This is a genomic window from Agrobacterium sp. CCNWLW32, assembly GCF_037083425.1.
In the GTDB taxonomy this organism is placed as follows: domain Bacteria; phylum Pseudomonadota; class Alphaproteobacteria; order Rhizobiales; family Rhizobiaceae; genus Agrobacterium; species Agrobacterium radiobacter.
The window spans coordinates 523,389-542,449 of sequence record NZ_JBAOJM010000003.1 but is presented as its reverse complement, the minus strand read 5'-3'; the positions used below and the strand labels follow the sequence as shown (position 1 = coordinate 542,449).

The following is a 19,061-nucleotide window of genomic DNA, read 5'->3' as shown; positions in this document are numbered from 1 at the left end:
CCTCCTTATCTTCCGCCAAGCAATGAAGCTTAGTTGACGGCCTTGTCGACCAGCTTGTTCTTGCCGATACCCGCATCGCCGCAGGCGTGCGGACGAAAAGCGAGGATCGGCGAGACGCTTAGTTCACAGCCTTGTCGACCAGCTTGTTTTTGCCGATCCACGGCATCATGCCGCGCAGCTTTGCGCCGACTTCTTCGATCTGGTGGGCGTCGTTGTTGCGACGAATGCCCTTGAAGCGGGCGCCGCCGGCCTTCCATTCCTGCATCCACTCGGAGGTGAACTTGCCAGTCTGGATGTCGTGCAGAACGCGCTTCATTTCAGCCTTGGTGTCGGCGGTGATGATGCGCGGACCGGTGACGTATTCGCCCCACTCGGCCGTGTTGGAGATCGAGTAGTTCATGTTGGCGATGCCGCCTTCATAGATCAGGTCAACGATCAGCTTCACTTCGTGCAGGCATTCGAAATAGGCCATTTCCGGTGCGTAACCGGCTTCGACCAGTGTTTCGAAACCAGCGCGGATGAGTTCAACGAGACCGCCGCACAGAACGACCTGTTCGCCGAAGAGGTCGGTTTCGCACTCTTCCTTGAAGTTGGTTTCGATGATGCCAGAACGGCCGCCGCCAACGCCGCAGGCGTAGGAGAGAGCGAGTTCAAGTGCGTTGCCGGAAGCGTTCTGGTGAACGGCAACGAGGCAGGGCACGCCGCCGCCCTTCTGGTATTCGCCGCGAACCGTGTGCCCGGGGCCCTTCGGTGCGATCATGACAACGTCGAGTGAAGCCTTTGGCTCGATGAGGCCGAAGTGAACGTTGAGGCCGTGTGCGAAAGCAATCGCCGCACCGTCACGGATGTTGCCGGCAATGTCGGCCTTGTAGATGTCGGCCTGCAATTCGTCAGGCGTCGCCATCATCAAAAGGTCGCCCCACTTGGCGGCTTCAGCAACGGTCATGACCTTGAAGCCGTCGGCTTCCGCCTTCTTGACGGTCGGCGAACCGGCCTTCAAAGCAATAACGACGTTCTTGGCGCCGGAATCCTTGAGGTTCAGCGCATGGGCGCGGCCCTGGGAGCCGTAACCGACGATGACGACATTCTTGGACTTGATGAGATTGAGATCGGCATCACGATCATAATAAACGCGCATTTTATGGTCCTTCCCTAATGCTTGTCTCTCAGTTGTCTGAACCGGAATCTCAGGCGGGTTTGCCGCTGAGTTCCGAATGTACCTTTTCCGTGCCGTAGAGGGTCAGAAAGGCGACGACCGCCTTCTTCGCCCGGGCGGAAAAATCCTTGTCCGGCGCCTCGCCCAGCAGCATGCGCACATGCAGATCCGAAACGATGAGACCGTAAAAACTGCGATATGCCTCCTCGGCATCATCGAAACGCAGGTAACCCGAACGGCGACCCGCCTCGATCAGCCCGCGGGCGCGGCGGTCGATCTGGCGACGGCCGCGTTCCAGCAGCAGATCGCCTAGCTTCGAACCGTCACGGCTCGCCTGCCCTATCGCCAGACGGTTGAGCGCCAGCGACACGTCGCCCGCCAGCACATCAAGCAGATCATGCGCGAAAACCTCGAGGTGATCGGCAAGCTGCGGCGCAGACACGCGGTCGCCCGCCTTTTCGAAGGTGCGGACCTTGCTTTGCTGAAAGGTGATCATTGCTGCCAGCAGGCCATCGCGATCACCGAACCACTTGTAGAGGCTTTCCTTGGAACAGTTGGCCGCACGCGCCAGACCGGATGTGGTGAGCGCTTTCTCGCCGCCCTCGACCAATAGACGCAATGCCTGATCCAGAACGGCGTTCTGGCGCGGCGAAAATTCCTGCGCTGTGATCGGGTCGGAAGCCAAGTCTTTTCCACTCCAGGGGCTCGATTAATGTACCGTACGGTACGGTTCGAGCGCCATTTAAGCGGAGGCAGCTGTCCGGTCAAGCGGATTCTTGAGAGGAGGACGAAAATTGACGCGCTGTTGCGCAGTGTGAATGGGAGCGGGGGGCTCCAGGGGGTTATGCGTTCGTAGCGTGTCCGATGGCGCGTGGGACTTACCCCCCTCTGCCCTGCCGGGCATCTCCCCCACAGGTGGGGAGATCGATATGCGGCTAAGCTTCGCCCATCGCAATGGTAGAGAATGAAGCGACGCCAAAGCCGCTTGCCGATCTCCCTCCTTGTGGGGGAGATGCCCGGCAGGGCAGAGGGGGGTAAGTCCGACGCGCCATCGACCCGCTATGAATGGACAGTCCCTTCTACCCCGCCACAATTTCACGCGAGGCATCGACATCACGCGACGGCGACAGCCCGTAGAAGCGGCTATATTCACGGCTGAACTGCGAAGGGCTCTGGTAACCGACGCGATGTCCGGCAGTGCCCGCATCCAGCCGCTCCAGCAGCATCAGCCGGCGCGCCTCATGCAGGCGCAATTGCTTCTGGTACTGAACCGGCGTCATGGCCGTGATCGTTTTGAAATGATGATGGAAGGAGGACACGCTCATGCCGATATGCTCCGCAAGATCCTCGACGCGCAGCTGGCGCGCGAAATTCTCGCGCAGCCAGGCAATGGCGCGGGCGATCCGGTTGCCGTGGCTGCCGGCCGCGATGATGTTCATCAGCTGCCCACCCGCCGGTCCGGTCAGGATGCGGTAGAGGATTTCCTGCTCGATCAGCGGCGCCATTGCCGCAATGTCCGCCGGGCGGTCGAGCAGGCGCATCAGCCGGATGGCCGCATCGAGCAGCTCCGGCGTGGCGGCATTGACGACGATGCCGCGCTGCGCGTTCGCCGGCTCCGCAGGCGGGTCGATAGGCACGCGCCGCATGAGATCGAGCAGCTTTTCACTATCGATCGCAAGCGCGATGCAAAAATGCGGAACCTCCTTGCTCGCCTCCACCACGCGCCAGGCAACCGGCAGGTCAAGCGATGTCAGGAGATAGTCGCCCGCACCGTAATTGATGGTGTCCGTTCCCAGCTGGACGCTTTTCGATCCCTGGATCACCAGTGCGAAACAGGGGCGGTAGCTGCCGTGGCACGGCGCGCTGGGCGTCGTGCGTCGGCTGATGCCGAGAGATTCGATCGCCGTCTGCACCTCGCCGTCGCTTGTGGCATATCGCGCGGCGATGGAGGCGATCTCCTGATAGAGATTAAACGGCAAGGACATAGGGGAATTCCCTTAACTGAAGGAGGAAATGCAGCGGATGTCATTTATCTAGAAAGCCTCCCGGCCCGCGCAAAGAGCACGCCCGCATATTTTTGCAGGATCGTGCAAAAAGGCTGGAGGATCGCTCTAACGCCTTCCCAAGCTTCCGTCGCATATTCCGCCGTCACTTCCCCACCCCCGAAAGGATATTCAGATGGCTATAGCAAGAGGTTACGCTGCGACCGACGCGTCAAAGCCGCTTACCCCGTTCACCTTCGAACGCCGCGAGCCGAACGATGACGACGTCGTCATCGACATCAAATATGCCGGCATCTGCCACTCGGACATCCACACCGTCCGCAACGAGTGGAAGAACGCCGTCTATCCGATCGTTCCCGGCCATGAGATTGCCGGTGTCGTGAAAGCCGTCGGCTCCAAGGTCACGAAGTTCAAGGTCGGCGACCATGTCGGCGTCGGCTGCTTCGTCGATTCCTGCATCGGCTGCGCCACACGCGATCTGGACAACGAGCACTACATGCCCGGCCTCGTCCAGACCTATAACGACGTCGATCCCTTCACGAAGACCGCGACCCATGGCGGTTACTCCGACTCGATCGTCGTCAAGGAAGGTTACGTCCTGTCGATCCCGGACAACCTGCCGCTCGACGCTTCCGCACCGCTTCTCTGCGCCGGTATCACCCTCTATTCGCCGCTGCGCCGCTGGAATGCCGGCCCCGGCCAGAAGGTCGCGATTGTCGGCATGGGCGGTCTCGGCCATATGGGCGTCAAGCTCGGCGCGGCCATGGGCGCGGATATCACCGTCCTTTCCCAGACCCTGTCGAAGAAGGAAGATGGCCTGAAGCTCGGCGCGAAGGACTATTACGCCACCAGCGACGCCTCGACCTTCGAGAAGCTGGCCGGCACCTTCGACCTGATCATCTGCACGGCCGGCGTCGCCATCGACTGGAACGCCTATCTCGGCCTCCTGAAGCCCAAGGGCAGCATGGTCGTGGTCGGTGCGCCGGAACATGCGATCCCGGTTCACGCCTTCTCGCTCATCATCGGCGCGAAGAACCTGTCGGGTTCGATGATCGGTTCGATCAAGGAAACCCAAGACATGCTGGATTTCTGCGGCGAGCACAACATCGTCTCGGAGATCGAGACGATCAACATCCAGGACGTCAACGAAGCCTATGAGCGCGTGCTGAAGAGCGACGTGCGTTATCGCTTCGTCATCGACATGGCATCGCTCGACGCTTGATGGACGTCAAATCGACGTCGTGATTTAAAAAGGCGGGGAGCAATTGCTCCCCGCCTTTTGATTGGGGCAAACCTCTCCTTCCACGCAAGTCATCCTCGGCCTTGTGCAGATGATCGGGACAGGCCCGAGCAGGACGACGGAGAGGTTGTCACCCTAAGGACAAGAAGCGGCGCGGGCTCCCCGCCCTTTCCGCCTGCGCCTCACGCCTCATCCTTCAGCGTCTCTTTCTGGGTAATCAGCCGCGCACTGTGCTGGCCGCTCAGATAGATCCACAGCCAGCTCCACGCCACCGCCAGCCGCGACCGCGTTCCAATCAGGAAGTAGATATGGGCAAGCCCCCAGATCCACCATGCCAGCACGCCCTTGAGCTTGAACCGGCCGAAATCGATCACCGCCGCACGTTTGCCTATGGTCGCCAGATTGCCCTGGTGGCTGTAGCGGAACGGTGATGGTAACGGCTGGCCGGAAAGCCGCGCCTTGATGACCTTCGCCACATAAGCGCCCTGCTGCTTTGCCGCAGGCGCGATGCCCGGCACCGGTTTGCCGTTTTCCTGATTGACAGCGGCCGTATCACCGATGACGAAGATGTCAGCATCATCTTCCAGATTGAGATGAGGCCCAACAATGGCGCGTCCCGCCCGGTCGGCGGCGGCATTGAGCCACTTCGCGGCGGGCGATGCCTGCACACCAGCGGCCCAGACCACGGTGCGGCAGGGATAATAGGTCTCGCCCACCGTCACACCGTCGTCGCTGCAGGCCGTCACGGGTGTTCCGAGCAGAACCTCGACGCCGAGCTTTTCGAGCGCCTCTTTGGCATAGGCTGACAGGTCTTCCGTGAAGACCGGCAGGACGCGAGGGCCGGCCTCTACGAGCAACACCCGGGTCTTTCGGGTATCCACATTGCGGAATTCCGGCGGCAGCGCCTTGTGGGCCAGCTCGGCGATCATGCCTGCCATTTCCACGCCCGTCGGGCCCGCCCCGATGATGACGAAGGTCAGCAGCGCCTGCCGCTCATCTTCACTGGTGGCGAGCTCGGCCCGTTCGAAGGCCAGCAGCAGGCGGCGGCGGATTGTCGTTGCATCTTCAAGCGTCTTGAGGCCGGGGGCGGAGCGCTCCCACTCGTCACGGCCAAAATAGGCGTGGCGCGCGCCGGTGGCCAGCACCAGCGTATCGAAGCCGATCACCTGACCCGAACTCAAATGCACGGTCCGCGCGGCCCGATCTATGCCATTCACCTCCGCAAGCAGGGTCGTGACCTCCTTGCGGTCACGATAGAGATGGCGGATCGGCCAGGCGATTTCGGATGTCGCGAGAGCCGTCGTCGCAACCTGATAAAGCAATGGCTGGAACAGGTGATGATTACGACGATCTATCAATGTAATACGGACAGGGGCCCCCTCCAGCCCGTGTACCAGTTGCAAACCGCCGAAGCCTCCACCCACGACGACAACATGATGTTCTTGCATATGTCTCTGCCTTCAAAAGCTCGCGCACGGAGCATGCGCCAGCTAACTATAGGCAAAAAAATTGACTTCGGTTATGAAATAGCCTGACCGCAGGCACGGCAAAAACGCCGGACTGTTTCAGCCATGCCATATTCCAGCGCATCCGCCGTCAGCCCGTGACCGATGGAAACCTCGGCCAGATAAGGGATACGTTTCATCAGCTTTGGCAGGTTTTCGACAGTCAGGTCATGGCCGGCATTGACGGCAAGCCCGAGCGCTCTCGCATGGTCCGCCGTCTGTCCAAGCTTTTCAAGAAGCGCATCGCCCTTTTGTGGATCGTCAAAGCAGCCGCCATAGGGGCCGGTGTAGAGTTCGATGCGCGCCGCCCCCGTTTCGGCCGCCAGCTGCACCGGCTCGCGCTCGCCATCGCCATCGGCAAAAAGCGAGACGCGCATGCCGCCAGCCTTCAGGCGTCCCACCACCTCTTTCAGGAAAACGCCATGCTTGCGGAAATCCCAACCATGGTCGGACGTCGCCTGCGACGGGTCGTCAGGCACCAGTGTTACCTGCTCCGGCTGCGTCTGTTCACAAAGGACGAGGAAATCCTCGGTCGGATAACCTTCGATGTTGAATTCCGCAGCGGGGAAACGGTCGTCGATCAGCGCACGCAGCACCGGCAGATCGGAAAAGCGGATATGGCGCTGGTCCGGCCGCGGGTGTACAGTCAGCCCGCTTGCCCCCGCCTCCAATGCAATATGCCCGAAATGCGCGACATCCGGCCACGGAAGATCGCGACGGTTGCGTAACATGGCAATTGCGTTCAGATTGACAGAAAGTTTTGCGGGCATGGCATCGGGCTCCGGTTCGGAATTGACATCCTGTTTCACGCAGGTTGAGGCCAATCGCAAGGAGGCCGGCAAATTTTTTATTATTGCGGGAACGAAAACAGGCAATACACGTTACGGTTCTGATGTAGCGTTTGGCATGAGGTCTTGATCGGAAAACATGTCCGTCTTGGGGGAACAAGCAACGGACACCTTTAAAAAGGCAGGCACACTGTCAAAGAGCGCGAAGGGGGAGACAATGCAGGATGGCCGGATGCCGTTCGAAAGTCACGGCGATGAGGACAAACCCAATCTAAGGATCAGCAGCTTTCTACCGGATGTAAGCCTGCCCTCCTCCCTGCCCGCAGAACCCGTCCCCATCGCCGACATGGCCAATATCTTCGGGGTAACTCACCGGACGCTGCATTTCTACGAGGAAAAGGCGCTGCTGACCTCCAGGCGCATCGGCCAGATGCGGGTCTATACCCACCGCAACGTCCAGCGCATGGCGGTCATCAACGTCTGCCGCGAAGTGGGTATTTCCGTCGCCGCCATTACCGAGATCATGGAAAAATTCGTCCGTTCGCTCTCGCAGGGCGAGGCGGACGACATATTCCACGCCGCGCTGCGGCAGCGGAAGCGGGAATTGACGGCCGAGCTTTCCACCCTTCAGCGCCAGGCCCAGCAGATCGAGGAGTTGCTGGTCGCCGACGCGGAAGCGGACGGCATGGATGGCGCGGAACGGGCGCCGGCAAAGGACATCGCCCTTACCGACACCGAGCGAAAATGTCTGGAACTGATGGCGGAGGGTTATGCGCCGGTGCGCCTCGCCCGCGCCCTTGGTCTTTCGGGCACCGATCTCAATGTTCTCGAGGCAAAGATCATCGGCAAGTTCAATGCCAGCAACCGTTTTCAGGCGGTCGCCAAGGCGGTTCTTCTCGGCGTCATCCGCGCCTGATCACGATCAGCGAACGATTGTCAGGGTCTCTGCCGCACGGGTGATGGCGGTGTAGAGCCACCTCTCGCGCGAGTCCCGGAAGGCATAGCTCTCGTCGAAGAGAACCACGTTATTCCACTGCGAACCCTGCGCCTTGTGCACGGTCAGCGCATAGCCGAAATCGAACTCGTCATAACGCTTGCGCGTGGACCACGGAATTTCCGTCTCCACATCCTCGAAGGCCGCCTTCAGCAATTTGATCTTGGCCGCACCGCGATCCATATCGTCGTCTTCGGGCCGGATCATCAGGTTGATGCCGGGCTTCACCGTTTCGCGCGAAGAACTCATCACCTGCCAGAGCGAGCCGTTCAGCAGGCCCTTGGCGGGATCATTCCGGAGGCAGACCAGCTTGTCGCCGGATTGCGGGTAATCGGCGGTAAAACCCTTCAGCTCGCGAAGCCGCTGATTATAGCGACGGCGGGTACGGTTGGTGCCGACGAGTACCTGATCGGCATCGAGCACCAGCGACTGCGTCACCTCCGACTTGGAAATCACCTGCGCGGAACCATAATCGCCGCGCATGATTTCCCGGCCTTCCCGCACATCCATGGCAAGATGGATGATCGGATTGTCCTTGGCCTGCCGATGAATCTCCGAGAGCAGATAATCCGGCTCCTGCTCGGTAAAGAAGCCGCCGCCCGAAACCGGCGGCAGCTGGCCGGGATCGCCGAGCACGAGGATCGGCGTGCCGAAGCTCATCAGGTCCTTGCCGAGCTGCTCGTCCACCATCGAACATTCATCGATGATGATGAGCGCCGCCTTGGCGAGCGGGCTCTGGCGGTTGATGGAGAACATCGGCGCAATCGAGGTCTTGCCGGTTTCCTCGTCTTCGACAGTTTCTTCACCGCGCGGGCGGTAGATCAGCGAATGGATGGTGCGGGCATTGGTTGCACCACGCGAACGCAGCACCTGCGCCGCCTTACCGGTGAAGGCCGCAAACAGCACCTCGCCATCGACATTTTCCGCGAAATGCTTGGCAAGCGTCGTCTTGCCCGTTCCGGCATAACCGAACAGCCGGAAAACCGGTGTGCGGCCTTCCTTCAGCCAGCGGGAAACAGCCTTGAGCGCTTCGTCCTGTTGCGGTGAAAATAACATGCGCCCTCATCGCAGGATTCGAGCGTGGTGCGCAACAGAAAAAGAACGAAAGATGAATCACCTGACGAGAATGACGGCCTCAATGGGCCGCCTGCTTCTCGACGAGTGCCGCCAATTGCTCCGCAACCGTATTCCAGCCGTCGAAGAACCCCATCTCCGCGTGCCTGTTGCGATCCTCAAGATTGTTGTGCATGGCGTAAGCCACATATTCCATGCCGTCGGGATGATCGCGAAACGTCATCACGGCCGTGAGGAACGGCTGGGCGGAGGGGCGAAAACCCGCGGTCAGCGCATCGGTGAAAACCAGACGCTCCTCATGATCCACCGCCAGAAAACATCCTTTGACATGCGGACCGAAGGCCGCGCCATCCTCGCTATACCGCGTTTCGAAGGCGCCGCCGGGATGAAGCTCCATTTTATCGACACGGCATTGGCCGGGATGCGGCACCCACCATTGTTCAAGACTGGTTCTGTCCGTCCAGGCATTCCAGACGAGCCGGCGCGGCGCCCTTATGATGCGTGAAATCTTCAGGTCGAGATCGGGATTGAAAGTCTCGGTCATCGGTCATTCTCCCCTTTGCTGGACATCCTGTCCTGTTGTGCCATGACAAACTGTTCGAGCCGGTCGGTGCGGCCTTCCCAGATGGCGCGCTGTTGCGAAAGCCAGCCATCGAGCATGGAGAACCGCTGCTTCTCCAGGGAGCAGAACCGGACACGCCCCTGCTTGCGCGTCACGATCAGCCCCGCCTCTTCCAGCTGGCGGATATGTTTCATGAAGGATGGCAGGGCCATGTCGAAGGGTTCGGCCAGCGTTCCGATGCTCGCCTCCCCGCCGCCCAGCCTCAGGATCACCGCCCTGCGGGTCGGATCGGCAAGAGACTGGAAGATATCATCGAGCGCATCTGAATAGTTTTCCATAAGGCTAACTATCACATCAAAACACTTAGCTCAATGGATAAGTTTAAAAATGCGCCGAGACAGGGAATAATCCGTCAGCTTGCGGTGTCTCTTGATGTGCTGGCGGCAGAGGCCGCCCGAACCACGGAGGATATGTCCATGAAGATCCGCTTTATCGTTCCCGCCCTCGTTCTGGCTTTTGCCGGAACGGCCTATGCGGCCCCTGCGGTCGAAACGGTCAAGACCGAAAAAGGCAATGTTCTTGCCGGCGAAAAAGGCATGACGCTCTACACTTTCAAGAATGACAAGAAGGGCGTATCCAATTGTTATGACAAATGCGCGGTAAACTGGCCGCCGTTTTTCGCAGCCGCCAGCGACAAGGCCGAGGGCGCCTATTCCCTCGTGAAGCGCAAGGATGGCAAGATGCAGTGGGCAAAGGATGGCATGCCGCTTTATTACTGGGTCAAGGATACCAAGAAGGGCGATGCCACCGGTGATGGTGTGAACGGTGTATGGGATGCCGCAAAACCCTGATGGCATGAATGGCGAAAAGCGGGGGAACCATTCCCCCGCAGCCGGCAGCTTCGAAACGGAGATGCTGGCGCTGATACCCATGCTGCGCCGTTATTCCCGCAGCCTTTCCCGTTCTGACGCCGATGGCGAGGACCTCTTGCAGGACTGCGTGGAAAAGGCGCTGGCCAATCAAAGGCAATGGCGCGGAACAGGTTTAAAAACATGGGCTTACACGATAATGACGAATCTTTATCGTAACCGCCACCGCGCCGAGAAACGTCACCCGTCCGAAAGCCTCGACGGCCATGAGACCATCGCCGGCGCGGAGACGCTCTCCGACACGCTGGAGAATGACCGCCTGCACGGCGCGCTCGCCCTTCTTTCGCCCGACATGCGCGCGGTGCTGATGCTGGTGACGGTGGAGGGCTACAGCTATCAGGAGGCGGCCGAGACACTATCGATCCCGCTCGGCACCGTCATGTCCAGACTGTCCCGCGCCCGCGAAACCCTTCGCCAGCACCTGGCGGCGGATAATATCATACCCCTGCGGAGACCACGATGAAACGGCCCGACGCCATAACCGAAGACGACCTGCACGCCTATGTCGACGGACTTCTTTCCGACGACGACCGCGCGGCTGTCGAGGCCTGGCTGGCGGAAAGGCCGGAAGAGCAGGCCCGCGTGGAGGAATGGAGAAAACAGGCCGATATTCTGCGCAATGCCTTCGCCTCCTATGCCGCTGCACATCCGCATGACGCATCGATGCTCAGCCCGCAAAAGAGGGAGCGCGCATGGCGGGTAAAACCGGTTCTCCTGCAAACAGCGGCCGCCCTTTTGATCTTCGTGGCGGGTGCTGCGGCCGGCAGGCTTCTGCCGCCGTCTTTTTCCACGCCGCAGGACGTGACTCTGGCGTCGCTGACGACGGATATTCCGGCACAGGCGAAATCGGCCTATCTCATCTATGCGAGCGAGGTGCGCCATCCCGTTGAAGTCGGCGCCGGAGAGCAGCAGCATCTCGCGACATGGCTCGGCAAGCGGCTCGGCTACCCCTTCACCATCCCCGATCTCTCGAAGATCGGATATGACCTCGTCGGCGGGCGCCTTATTCCCGTCAGCGGCAAGCCGGGCGCGATGCTGATGTATCAGGACAAGACCGGCCGCAGGGTGACGGTGCTGATCGGCCACAACGAGGAAAACCGCACCACCAGCTTCCGCATGGCCAGCGCCGACGGCATCGAGACCTTCTACTGGATCGACAACGAACTGGGTTACGCCGTATCCGCCGAACTGACGCGCGACGAAGTGCAGGCGATCGCCGAGGAATGTTACCGGCAGTTTCCGACGTGAGGGCTGCTATTTCAACATCGGCCAGAGGCTGATGACGAGAAGCACGGCCATGGTGATATTGAACCATTTGAGCCGAACCGGCACAGCGAGCCAGTCGCGCAAGGCGGAGCCGAAGCCGGCCCAGGTCGAAACGCTGGGAAGATTGACCGCAGCGAAGGCCACGCCGACGACAAGAACGGTGAAGAAATATTGCCGCTCATCCGTATAGGTCGCCATCGCCGTCACCGCCATCACCCAGGCCTTGGGATTGACCCACTGAAAGGCGGCGGCTGCAATGAAACTCATCGGCGCCGACGCGGCAGAACCTTCGCTAAGGCTGCGGGAAGTACCGATCTTCCATGCAATCCAGACGAGATATAGACCACCTGCGAATTTCAGGCCGGTGTAAAGAACGGGCACCGAATGCAGCAATGCGCCGAGACCGAAGCCGACCCCGATCAGCAGCGACAGGAACCCCGCGCCGATGCCCAGCATGTGCGGGATGGTACGGCGGAAACCGAAGTTCACCCCTGACGCAAACAGCATCATATTGTTCGGGCCTGGCGTGATGGAGGTGGTGAAGGCAAACAGCACCAGCGCGACAAAGGTTTCGGCAGTCATGATTTCTCCTTGAGCAGAAACCCTATCCGTCGGACCATCATCAAGCCACCCCGCCGGATCGATGGGCGCGGTCAATTTTTTTGATGGATCAATACTTTCCATGCCGGGTTTGAGAAGTCGGAACAAAGGGCTATTGTCCAATCACCAATCGCTGGAGCGAACCCATGTATGACGACATTCCTTCCGTCACCCTGCCATCAGGAAAAGAGGTTCCGGCCCTTGGCCTCGGCACCTGGAACATGGGGGAGACGCGATCATCCGCGCCGCAGGAGGTCGAAAGCATCCGCAAGGCGATCGATCTCGGCATGACGCTGGTCGACACGGCGGAAATGTATGCGGACGGCAGATCGGAGGAAGTGGTCGGCGCGGCAATCGCCGGCCGTCGCGACGAGGTGTTTCTGGTCAGCAAGGTCTATCCCTGGAACGCCAGCGCCAAAGGCACGGCGGAAGCCTGCGAGCGCAGTCTTGCAAGGCTCGGCACCGACCACATCAATCTCTATCTGCTGCACTGGCGCGGCGAGCACCCGCTTGCGGAAACCGTAGCCGCTTTCGAAAGGCTGAAGAGCGACGGCAAGATCGGCGACTGGGGCGTCTCCAATTTCGACAGCGACGACATGGAGGAGCTTTTCGCGGTTCCTGACGGCAAGAACTGCTCCGCCAATCAGGTGCTCTACAACCTGTCCCGACGCGGGCCGGAGTTTTCGCTGCTGCCGTGGTGCCAGGAGCATGGCGTGCCGCTGATGGCCTATTCCCCCATCGAACAGGGCCGCATTTTGAAGAACCATGAACTCATCCGCATCGCCAAGGCCTATCAGGCAACCCCGGCCCAGCTGGCGCTCGCCTTTCTGCTGGAAAGGGACGGCGTCATCGCCATTCCGAAATCCGCCAGCATCGCGCGGGTCGAGGAAAACCGCGGTGCGACGGATCTTGAAATAACCGATGAAGACTGGGCGGCGCTCGATGCCGCCTTCCCGCCACCGACGCGCAGAACCGCGCTGGAAATGCTTTGATATAACAGTACGTTAAGAGACTGTCCGGAATCTGTCGATCAGGTAGTTGAATCGGAATGTGAGCAAAGCAATTGTGCCACCGCCACGGCAGGCCGCACTTGAAAAAAACGGCGCGGAAAGCCGCGCCGTTGTGTCCAAAAAGCACCGCTCCGTTACGGTATACGCCGCTCATATTCTTCTTTCAGTCCCAGCCATGTATCCCAGAACGGCCCCGGCTCCTTCTCCTGAAGACGGGCGGCGAGAATGTCGAGATGCACATGCCAGCCAGCGCTGACGTCAAGCCTCGTCCTCCTGTCGGCCAGCCGGCGATGAACCAGCGTCAGCAGCACATCCTTGCCAAGAGCCTGAAGTTCGATCGAGACCTCGCCACCTTCGCCCCAACTAAAGACGAGACGGTGCGGTGGAACCACGGTAATGATGCGGGAAGCCATACGGTCTTCTTCGGAAAAGCCTTCCGGGCGCCGGCCGGGCGGATCGGAAAGCTCATCGTTGCGCCACACCAGTTCGAACGGTGCATCCGGCGCAAGCCGCATTTCACCGGATGCCAGCCAGCGGCGGCGAAGTTCGCTTTGTGTCAGATAGGCCCAGACCCGGTCGATCGGTCCCGGCAGCAGCCGTTCGATCTTCAGGGTCGTCGGCTCGACGAGACGGCCATAGGCGTCAGGCATTGCAATATCAGCCATTGTCATTTCCTCCATCTGCAGGGATTTTTCCCTGATCATCCTCCCTGAGCATCTGCTCAAGAATATCGAGGCGACTGCCCCAGAACTGCCGGTAGAAATCCAGCCATTCATGCGCTTCCGCCAACCGTTCCGGCGAAAGGCGGCAGACATGGGTGCGCCCCCTCACCTCGCGGCGGATAAGACCCGCATTTTCCAGAGCCTTGATGTGCTTTGAAGCCGCAGCGAGCGATATGTCGAACGGCTGGGCCAGCTGGCTTACCGTGCGCTCGCCGCGGGACAGATCACGCAGCATCGTGCGTCGCGTGGCATCGCCAAGAGCATGAAAGACGGTGTCGAGATGTGAAGCAGATAATTCAACCATGTTGTTGAATATAGACTGCCGATCCAGAAAGTCAACCATACGGTTGAATGTTGGATCGAGCGGAACAACGCCATAAAAAAACCCGCGGCGAACCGCGGGCTTATATTTCAGCATCTGCTCCAAATACGGAGATTACATTCCCTGCGAACCGCGATTCATCGCAGCAATACCGGTGCGGCAGATTTCGATCAGGCCGAGCGGCTTGATGATGGCCACGAACTGGTCGATCTTCGATGACTTGCCGGTGATTTCGAAGATGAAATGCTCGACAGTCGCATCCACCACCTTGGCCTGAAACGCATCCGCAAGGCGCAGGGCTTCAGCGCGCACTTCACCCGTGCCGGCGACCTTGATGAGCGCCACTTCGCGCTCGATAGGCCGCTCCTGCCCCAGTTCGCGGGCACGAACGGTGAGATCGAGAACCCGGTGCACGGGCACGATACGTTCCAGCTGCGCCTTGATCTGCTCCAGCACGATGGGGGTACCGCGCGTGACGATGGTGATGCGCGATAGATGCGCCTCATGTTCGGTCTCGGAAACCGTCAGGCTTTCGATGTTGTAGCCACGGCCGGAAAACAGGCCGATGACCCGGGCGAGAACACCCGGCTCGTTGCTGACGAGAACCGACAGCGTATGATTTTCGACGGCAGCCGTTTCCTTCTGGATGAAATAGGCGGAGCCGGTGGGCTGTAGGTGTGCGTTCATGTCCTTTTCCTCTCCCGGCTCAGACTAGCTGACGGCCCTTGGCGTCAATGGCGTTGGCAACAGCTTCATCCGTCGCCTCATCCGGCAACAGCATCTCGTTATGAGCCTTACCAGACGGGATCATCGGGAAGCAATTGGCAAGATTGGCAACGCGGCAATCGAAGATAACCGGCTTGTTGACCGCGATCATCTCGGCGATCTTCTCGTCCAGTTCCCTAGGATCATCGCAATACATGCCGACCGCTCCATAGGCTTCCGCAAGCTTGACGAAGTCAGGCATCGCTTCGGTATAGGAGTTGGACAGGCGGTTGCCATGCAGCAGCTGCTGCCATTGGCGCACCATGCCCATGTACTGGTTGTTGAGGATGAAGATCTTCACCGGCAGACCGTACTGGATGGCGCAGGACATTTCCTGAATGCACATCTGGATCGAGGCGTCACCGGCGATATCAATGACAAGCGCTTCCGGGTGTGCAACCTGAACGCCGATGGCTGCCGGCAGGCCGTAACCCATGGTGCCGAGACCACCTGACGTCATCCAGTGGTTCGGCTCCTCGAAGCCGAAGAACTGCGCCGCCCACATCTGATGCTGCCCGACTTCTGTCGTAATGTAGGTGTCACGCCCCTTCGAAGCCTCATAAAGCCGCTGCAACGCATATTGAGGCATGATGACATCGTTGGAGTTCTTGTAGGCGAAGGAGTTGCGGGCACGCCAGCGCTCGATCTGCGCCCACCAGTCGGCGGTCTGCGCCTTTTCCGGTTTCTTCGGCAAGGCGCGCCACAGGCGGACCATATCTTCCAGAACATGGCCGACATCGCCGATAACAGGCACGTCGACGCGAACCGTCTTGTTGATCGACGATGGGTCGATATCGATGTGGATCTTCTTGGAATTCGGCGAAAACGCGTTGATGCGGCCGGTAATTCGGTCGTCGAAACGCGCGCCGACGCAGACCATGACATCACAATCATGCATCGTCATATTGGCTTCGTAGGAACCGTGCATGCCCAGCATGCCGAGCCAGTTCTTGCCCGATGCCGGATAGGCGCCGAGACCCATCAGGGTCGAGGTGATCGGGAAACCGGTCAGCTCTACCAGTTCACGCAGCAGACGGGTGGCCTCCGGGCCGGAATTGATGACGCCGCCGCCGGTGTAGAAAACCGGCTTCTTCGCCTTCGACATCAGCTCGATGGCCGCATGAATGGCATTGAGGTCGCCCTGGACCTTCGGCTTGTAGCTCTCATGCTGGATGGCGGCGGAAGGCGGCGTGTAGGTGCCGGTGGCGAACTGGATGTCCTTCGGAATATCGACAACAACAGGTCCGGGACGACCCGTCTGCGCGATGCGAAAGGCTTCATGGATGATGCCCGCCAGTTCGTTGACGTCCTTCACCAGCCAGTTGTGCTTGGTGCAGGGGCGCGTGATGCCGACGGTGTCGCATTCCTGAAACGCATCGGAACCGATCAGCGATGTCGGAACCTGGCCGGAAAGGCAGACGAGCGGGATGGAATCCATCAGCGCATCCTGCAGCGGGGTGACCGCATTCGTCGCGCCGGGGCCTGACGTGACGAGCATGACGCCGACCTTGCCGGTGGAGCGGGCATAACCTTCGGCCGCATGGCCGGCGCCCTGCTCGTGGCGCACGAGAATGTGCTGGATGTCTTCCTGCTGGAAAATCTCGTCATAGATCGGAAGCACGGCACCGCCGGGGTAACCGAAGATGTGCTCGACGCCGTTATCCTTCAGCGCCTGCAGAACGATCTCCGCACCTGTCATGCGATTGCTGTTTTCCGTATTGTCCTTATCCGTCATTGCCTGTTTCCATCCCGCTTTGGCTTTGGATATCGAGGAGCCCGAGGGCCTGTTTGAAGACATAAAAAAAGGCCCCTAGAGGAGCCTCGTTCAGCGCATGGGTGCTTTCGCCGGATGGTTACACCATCCTGCCCATGCGCCGTCCCACCACGATAAGTACGTTAAGATTTTTCATGGGCCGGAGTGTTAGCCACAAAAGCCCCAGCCGTCAACGCATATTGCAGGAAAAAATCGCCACCGCCTTCTTTTATTACCCGCAAGCAGACTTCCGCGAAATTTTCGAACGCAGTCGGTACACCTGTTGTTAAGCATAATATTTTAATATCAAGAGCGCAGATACTGCCCGAACCACCGCGATATCGCATGTACCGGGAAAAAATGTGAATAACGACACGTTTCATAACGCGTCCCGCATGGACGAAAACGAACGGCGGTCCGGCCAGCAGCCGGCGAACCGCATGCTCGGCCGCGTCATCGCCTGTAACGGCGCACACGCCACCATTGCCGCCGAAACCGAACCGGGCACCACCGATGTGTCGCAGCTCTGGTCTGTCGGACGCCTGATCTCGATCGAAATGGGCACGAGCCGTGTCGCGGCCCTCGTCTTCGCCATGCGCACGGGCGAGGACTATTGGGCAGCGGACAGACCGAACAGGCTGCTGATCGACGTTGAACTCGTGGGCGAAGTTTACCGCACCGAGGACGGCAGCGAACGCTTTTCCACCGGCATCTCGCGTTACCCCTATCTCGGCGCGGTGGCGCACCGCATCCGCACCAGCGACCTCTCGAAGATCTACGACAGCGGCAAGCGTGACGCCTGCGTGATCGGCAGGCTGACACAGGACGATACGATCGGCGCCGCCATCAGCATTCCGCAGATGCTTGCCAAACATTTCGCCGTCGTCGGTTCGACGGGTGTGGGCAAGACCACCGCCGTTTCGCTGCTTCTGAACAAGGCGATCGAGACCGACCCGAAACTGCGTGTCCTCATTCTCGATCCACACAATGAATTCGCGGCCGCTTTTCCCGATCATTCCGTCGTCATCGATACGGATACGCTGGACCTGCCCTTCTGGCTGATGCGGCTTGAAGAATTTGCCGAGGTCATCTTCCGCGGTCGCAAGCCGGTGCCGGAAGAAATGGATGTCCTCCGCGACATCATTCCCGAAGCGAAGAAGGCGTTTCGCGGCACCGAAGGTTCCGCCGTCCGCCGCACCTCCGACAAGAGCGCGATCACACCCGATACGCCGGTACCCTACCGCATGGCCGATCTTCTCGCCCTCATCGACGAGCGTATCGGACGGCTGGAAGGACGCGGCGAAAAACCCGCATTGCGCACGCTGAAAGGCCGCATCCTCTCGGCCATCAACGATACGCGCTACAACTTCATGTTCTCCAGCAATACGATCAGCGACACCATTCTGGAAACGGTGGCGCATATTTTCCGTATTCCCGGGGAAGGAAAGCCGATTTCGGTATTCCAGCTGTCAGGCATTCCCTCAGAAGTGGTGAACTCGGTGGTTTCGGTCCTCTGCCGCATGTCCTTCGAACTGGCGGTGCTGGCGCGCGGATCGCTGCATATGCTTGTCGTCTGCGAGGAAGCGCACCGTTATGTGCCTGCCGACCCCGAGCGCGGCTTTTTCCCCACCCGCCAATCCATCGCCCAGATCGCCAAGGAGGGCCGCAAATACGGCATTTCGCTCGGCGTCATCAGCCAGCGGCCGAGTGAGCTGGATCAGACCATCCTGTCGCAATGCTCGACCGTTTTCGCCATGCGGCTCTCGAACGAGATCGACCAGAAGATCATCCTTTCAGCGGTACCGAACGCATCGACATCGACCACCAGTTTTCTGTCGTCCATCGGCAATGGTGAGGCCATTGCTTTTGGCGAGGCCGTCAATGTACCGATGCGCATGCGTTTTGACCGCGTCGTCACGGCCAAATTGCCGAAGGCGAGCGGCATCACCAGCCATGTGAACCACGAAACCCCTGATACGGTTGATCTGAACAGCATCGTCACCCGCATGCGCGCCACGGCAAAACCCGTTATCACCGGCTTCCAGCAAAGCGTTGAAGCGGCCTTTTCCGATCTGCCGGAACCGGCAGCACCGAACCGGTCAACGGATGAGGTCGATAGCTGGAAGCAGGAACTGGGCACAGCTGCAACGGAGGGATATGAACCCTATCGCCCGGACATGCTGCCTGGCCGCACGCTCCCTGCATCACCAAATCCGGCGGCACCCGATACCGCCTCTGGCGCCGTCAACGAATTGCGCAAAGCCAGTTTCCAGATGCAGGCGCAAAATGGCCCGCCGCCCGGCGATGCACGCCCTTCGCTCCGCGAGAGCCTCCTGAAGAAGCCGCTCGGCAGCCTCTACCGGAAAGACTGA

Annotated in this window: 21 protein-coding genes; 7 read left to right on the top strand and 14 right to left on the bottom strand. The window is 59.9% G+C overall.

The window, feature by feature from the left end:
• Positions 1 to 118: 118 nt before the first annotated feature.
• The 3 genes from ilvC to V6R85_RS09895 all read right to left on the bottom strand — a co-directional run bounded on the left by ilvC (position 119) and on the right by V6R85_RS09895 (position 3,141).
• Positions 119 to 1,138, bottom strand: coding sequence for a ketol-acid reductoisomerase (gene ilvC, locus V6R85_RS09905; RefSeq protein ID WP_046798127.1), 1,020 nt, complete (start codon positions 1,136 to 1,138; stop codon positions 119 to 121).
• Positions 1,139 to 1,187: 49 nt separating this feature from the next.
• Complete coding sequence (locus tag V6R85_RS09900; RefSeq protein ID WP_003507581.1) at positions 1,188 to 1,841, bottom strand: TetR/AcrR family transcriptional regulator; 654 nt, start codon at positions 1,839 to 1,841, stop codon at positions 1,188 to 1,190.
• Between the two features lie 394 nt (positions 1,842 to 2,235).
• Positions 2,236 to 3,141: an AraC family transcriptional regulator gene (locus V6R85_RS09895; RefSeq protein WP_003507579.1), complete on the bottom strand. Its 906-nt coding sequence runs from the start codon at positions 3,139 to 3,141 to the stop codon at positions 2,236 to 2,238.
• A gap of 193 nt (positions 3,142 to 3,334) precedes the next feature.
• Between V6R85_RS09895 and V6R85_RS09890 the strand changes: the two genes are divergently transcribed.
• On the top strand, positions 3,335 to 4,381 hold the full coding sequence (locus V6R85_RS09890) for an NAD(P)-dependent alcohol dehydrogenase (RefSeq protein ID WP_035223964.1): 1,047 nt from the start codon (positions 3,335 to 3,337) through the stop codon (positions 4,379 to 4,381).
• Between the two features lie 200 nt (positions 4,382 to 4,581).
• Here the strand turns inward: V6R85_RS09890 and V6R85_RS09885 are convergent, their stop codons facing one another.
• Together V6R85_RS09885 and V6R85_RS09880 are read right to left on the bottom strand one after the other, a co-directional pair.
• On the bottom strand, positions 4,582 to 5,847 hold the full coding sequence (locus tag V6R85_RS09885; RefSeq protein WP_080866276.1) for an NAD(P)/FAD-dependent oxidoreductase: 1,266 nt from the start codon (positions 5,845 to 5,847) through the stop codon (positions 4,582 to 4,584).
• A gap of 71 nt (positions 5,848 to 5,918) precedes the next feature.
• Entirely contained in the window at positions 5,919 to 6,674 is a 756-nt protein-coding gene (locus V6R85_RS09880; protein WP_099086074.1) for a pyridoxine 5'-phosphate synthase, read from the bottom strand.
• Between the two features lie 235 nt (positions 6,675 to 6,909).
• Here V6R85_RS09880 and V6R85_RS09875 point away from each other — a divergent pair, with 235 nt between their 5' ends.
• Entirely contained in the window at positions 6,910 to 7,608 is a 699-nt protein-coding gene (locus V6R85_RS09875) for a MerR family transcriptional regulator (RefSeq protein ID WP_003507573.1), read from the top strand.
• A 6-nt stretch (positions 7,609 to 7,614) separates the two neighbouring features.
• Here the strand turns inward: V6R85_RS09875 and V6R85_RS09870 are convergent, their stop codons facing one another.
• The 3 genes from V6R85_RS09870 to V6R85_RS09860 form a co-directional block, all read right to left on the bottom strand.
• Positions 7,615 to 8,742, bottom strand: coding sequence for an ATP-dependent DNA helicase (locus V6R85_RS09870; protein WP_003507572.1), 1,128 nt, complete (start codon positions 8,740 to 8,742; stop codon positions 7,615 to 7,617).
• A gap of 79 nt (positions 8,743 to 8,821) precedes the next feature.
• Positions 8,822 to 9,304, bottom strand: a complete 483-nt coding sequence (locus tag V6R85_RS09865) for an SRPBCC family protein (protein WP_099086073.1) — start codon at positions 9,302 to 9,304, stop codon at positions 8,822 to 8,824.
• Positions 9,301 to 9,660 carry an ArsR/SmtB family transcription factor gene (locus V6R85_RS09860; RefSeq protein WP_020009350.1) on the bottom strand — a complete coding sequence of 120 codons (360 nt, stop codon included), beginning with the start codon at positions 9,658 to 9,660 and terminating at the stop codon, positions 9,301 to 9,303. The genes V6R85_RS09865 and V6R85_RS09860 overlap by 4 nt, the downstream gene beginning before the upstream one ends.
• A 132-nt stretch (positions 9,661 to 9,792) precedes the next feature.
• On the opposite strand from V6R85_RS09860, the gene V6R85_RS09855 reads away from it, so the two are divergent.
• Genes V6R85_RS09855 through V6R85_RS09845 form a run of 3 tightly spaced genes read left to right on the top strand, consistent with a single transcriptional unit; the run spans position 9,793 to position 11,499 of the window.
• Entirely contained in the window at positions 9,793 to 10,173 is a 381-nt protein-coding gene (locus tag V6R85_RS09855; RefSeq protein WP_111834778.1) for a COG4315 family predicted lipoprotein, read from the top strand.
• Positions 10,157 to 10,714 (top strand): RNA polymerase sigma factor, encoded by a 558-nt coding sequence (locus tag V6R85_RS09850; protein WP_035213146.1) that lies wholly within the window; start codon positions 10,157 to 10,159, stop codon positions 10,712 to 10,714. The genes V6R85_RS09855 and V6R85_RS09850 overlap by 17 nt, the downstream gene beginning before the upstream one ends.
• Complete coding sequence (locus V6R85_RS09845) at positions 10,711 to 11,499, top strand: anti-sigma factor family protein (protein WP_003507567.1); 789 nt, start codon at positions 10,711 to 10,713, stop codon at positions 11,497 to 11,499. The genes V6R85_RS09850 and V6R85_RS09845 overlap by 4 nt, the downstream gene beginning before the upstream one ends.
• Before the next feature lie 6 nt (positions 11,500 to 11,505).
• On the opposite strand, the gene V6R85_RS09840 is transcribed toward V6R85_RS09845, so the two are convergent.
• The gene (locus V6R85_RS09840) at positions 11,506 to 12,099 is read right to left on the bottom strand and encodes a LysE family translocator (RefSeq protein WP_026363426.1); all 594 of its coding nucleotides are present in this window, start codon (positions 12,097 to 12,099) and stop codon (positions 11,506 to 11,508) included.
• A 164-nt stretch (positions 12,100 to 12,263) separates the two neighbouring features.
• On the opposite strand from V6R85_RS09840, the gene V6R85_RS09835 reads away from it, so the two are divergent.
• On the top strand, positions 12,264 to 13,109 hold the full coding sequence (locus V6R85_RS09835; protein ID WP_111834747.1) for an aldo/keto reductase: 846 nt from the start codon (positions 12,264 to 12,266) through the stop codon (positions 13,107 to 13,109).
• Between the two features lie 152 nt (positions 13,110 to 13,261).
• Here the strand turns inward: V6R85_RS09835 and V6R85_RS09830 are convergent, their stop codons facing one another.
• From V6R85_RS09830 to V6R85_RS09810, 5 genes are all read right to left on the bottom strand, one after another.
• Positions 13,262 to 13,792 (bottom strand): SRPBCC family protein, encoded by a 531-nt coding sequence (locus V6R85_RS09830; protein ID WP_003507564.1) that lies wholly within the window; start codon positions 13,790 to 13,792, stop codon positions 13,262 to 13,264.
• Positions 13,785 to 14,153, bottom strand: coding sequence for an ArsR/SmtB family transcription factor (locus V6R85_RS09825; RefSeq protein ID WP_026363425.1), 369 nt, complete (start codon positions 14,151 to 14,153; stop codon positions 13,785 to 13,787). Before V6R85_RS09825 ends, V6R85_RS09830 begins: the two co-directional genes overlap by 8 nt.
• Positions 14,154 to 14,285: 132 nt before the next feature.
• Positions 14,286 to 14,858, bottom strand: coding sequence for an acetolactate synthase small subunit (gene ilvN / locus V6R85_RS09820; RefSeq protein ID WP_003507555.1), 573 nt, complete (start codon positions 14,856 to 14,858; stop codon positions 14,286 to 14,288).
• A gap of 19 nt (positions 14,859 to 14,877) precedes the next feature.
• Positions 14,878 to 16,671 (bottom strand): acetolactate synthase 3 large subunit, encoded by a 1,794-nt coding sequence (locus tag V6R85_RS09815; RefSeq protein ID WP_035213143.1) that lies wholly within the window; start codon positions 16,669 to 16,671, stop codon positions 14,878 to 14,880.
• A 161-nt stretch (positions 16,672 to 16,832) separates the two neighbouring features.
• Positions 16,833 to 17,072: a hypothetical protein gene (locus V6R85_RS09810; protein ID WP_162687082.1), complete on the bottom strand. Its 240-nt coding sequence runs from the start codon at positions 17,070 to 17,072 to the stop codon at positions 16,833 to 16,835.
• Here V6R85_RS09810 and V6R85_RS09805 point away from each other — a divergent pair.
• Positions 17,052 to 19,061, top strand: a complete 2,010-nt coding sequence (locus V6R85_RS09805; protein WP_099086072.1) for an ATP-binding protein — start codon at positions 17,052 to 17,054, stop codon at positions 19,059 to 19,061. The two genes, V6R85_RS09810 and V6R85_RS09805, sit on opposite strands and share 21 nt — an antisense overlap.

Excerpts from the sequence above, each read along its gene's own strand:
- ilvC (WP_046798127.1), bottom strand. The coding sequence starts at position 1,138 with ATGCGCGTTTATTATGATCGTGATGCCGATCTCAATCTCATCAAGTCC.
- V6R85_RS09895 (WP_003507579.1), bottom strand. The coding sequence starts at position 3,141 with ATGTCCTTGCCGTTTAATCTCTATCAGGAGATCGCCTCCATCGCCGCG.
- V6R85_RS09890 (WP_035223964.1), top strand. The coding sequence starts at position 3,335 with ATGGCTATAGCAAGAGGTTACGCTGCGACCGACGCGTCAAAGCCGCTT.
- V6R85_RS09885 (WP_080866276.1), bottom strand. The coding sequence starts at position 5,847 with ATGCAAGAACATCATGTTGTCGTCGTGGGTGGAGGCTTCGGCGGTTTG.
- V6R85_RS09880 (WP_099086074.1), bottom strand. The coding sequence starts at position 6,674 with ATGCCCGCAAAACTTTCTGTCAATCTGAACGCAATTGCCATGTTACGC.
- V6R85_RS09875 (WP_003507573.1), top strand. The coding sequence starts at position 6,910 with ATGCAGGATGGCCGGATGCCGTTCGAAAGTCACGGCGATGAGGACAAA.
- V6R85_RS09870 (WP_003507572.1), bottom strand. The coding sequence starts at position 8,742 with ATGTTATTTTCACCGCAACAGGACGAAGCGCTCAAGGCTGTTTCCCGC.
- V6R85_RS09865 (WP_099086073.1), bottom strand. The coding sequence starts at position 9,304 with ATGACCGAGACTTTCAATCCCGATCTCGACCTGAAGATTTCACGCATC.
- V6R85_RS09860 (WP_020009350.1), bottom strand. The coding sequence starts at position 9,660 with ATGGAAAACTATTCAGATGCGCTCGATGATATCTTCCAGTCTCTTGCC.
- V6R85_RS09855 (WP_111834778.1), top strand. The coding sequence starts at position 9,793 with ATGTCCATGAAGATCCGCTTTATCGTTCCCGCCCTCGTTCTGGCTTTT.
- V6R85_RS09850 (WP_035213146.1), top strand. The coding sequence starts at position 10,157 with ATGCCGCAAAACCCTGATGGCATGAATGGCGAAAAGCGGGGGAACCAT.
- V6R85_RS09845 (WP_003507567.1), top strand. The coding sequence starts at position 10,711 with ATGAAACGGCCCGACGCCATAACCGAAGACGACCTGCACGCCTATGTC.
- V6R85_RS09840 (WP_026363426.1), bottom strand. The coding sequence starts at position 12,099 with ATGACTGCCGAAACCTTTGTCGCGCTGGTGCTGTTTGCCTTCACCACC.
- V6R85_RS09835 (WP_111834747.1), top strand. The coding sequence starts at position 12,264 with ATGTATGACGACATTCCTTCCGTCACCCTGCCATCAGGAAAAGAGGTT.
- V6R85_RS09830 (WP_003507564.1), bottom strand. The coding sequence starts at position 13,792 with ATGGCTGATATTGCAATGCCTGACGCCTATGGCCGTCTCGTCGAGCCG.
- V6R85_RS09825 (WP_026363425.1), bottom strand. The coding sequence starts at position 14,153 with ATGGTTGAATTATCTGCTTCACATCTCGACACCGTCTTTCATGCTCTT.
- ilvN (WP_003507555.1), bottom strand. The coding sequence starts at position 14,858 with ATGAACGCACACCTACAGCCCACCGGCTCCGCCTATTTCATCCAGAAG.
- V6R85_RS09815 (WP_035213143.1), bottom strand. The coding sequence starts at position 16,671 with ATGACGGATAAGGACAATACGGAAAACAGCAATCGCATGACAGGTGCG.
- V6R85_RS09810 (WP_162687082.1), bottom strand. The coding sequence starts at position 17,072 with ATGAAACGTGTCGTTATTCACATTTTTTCCCGGTACATGCGATATCGC.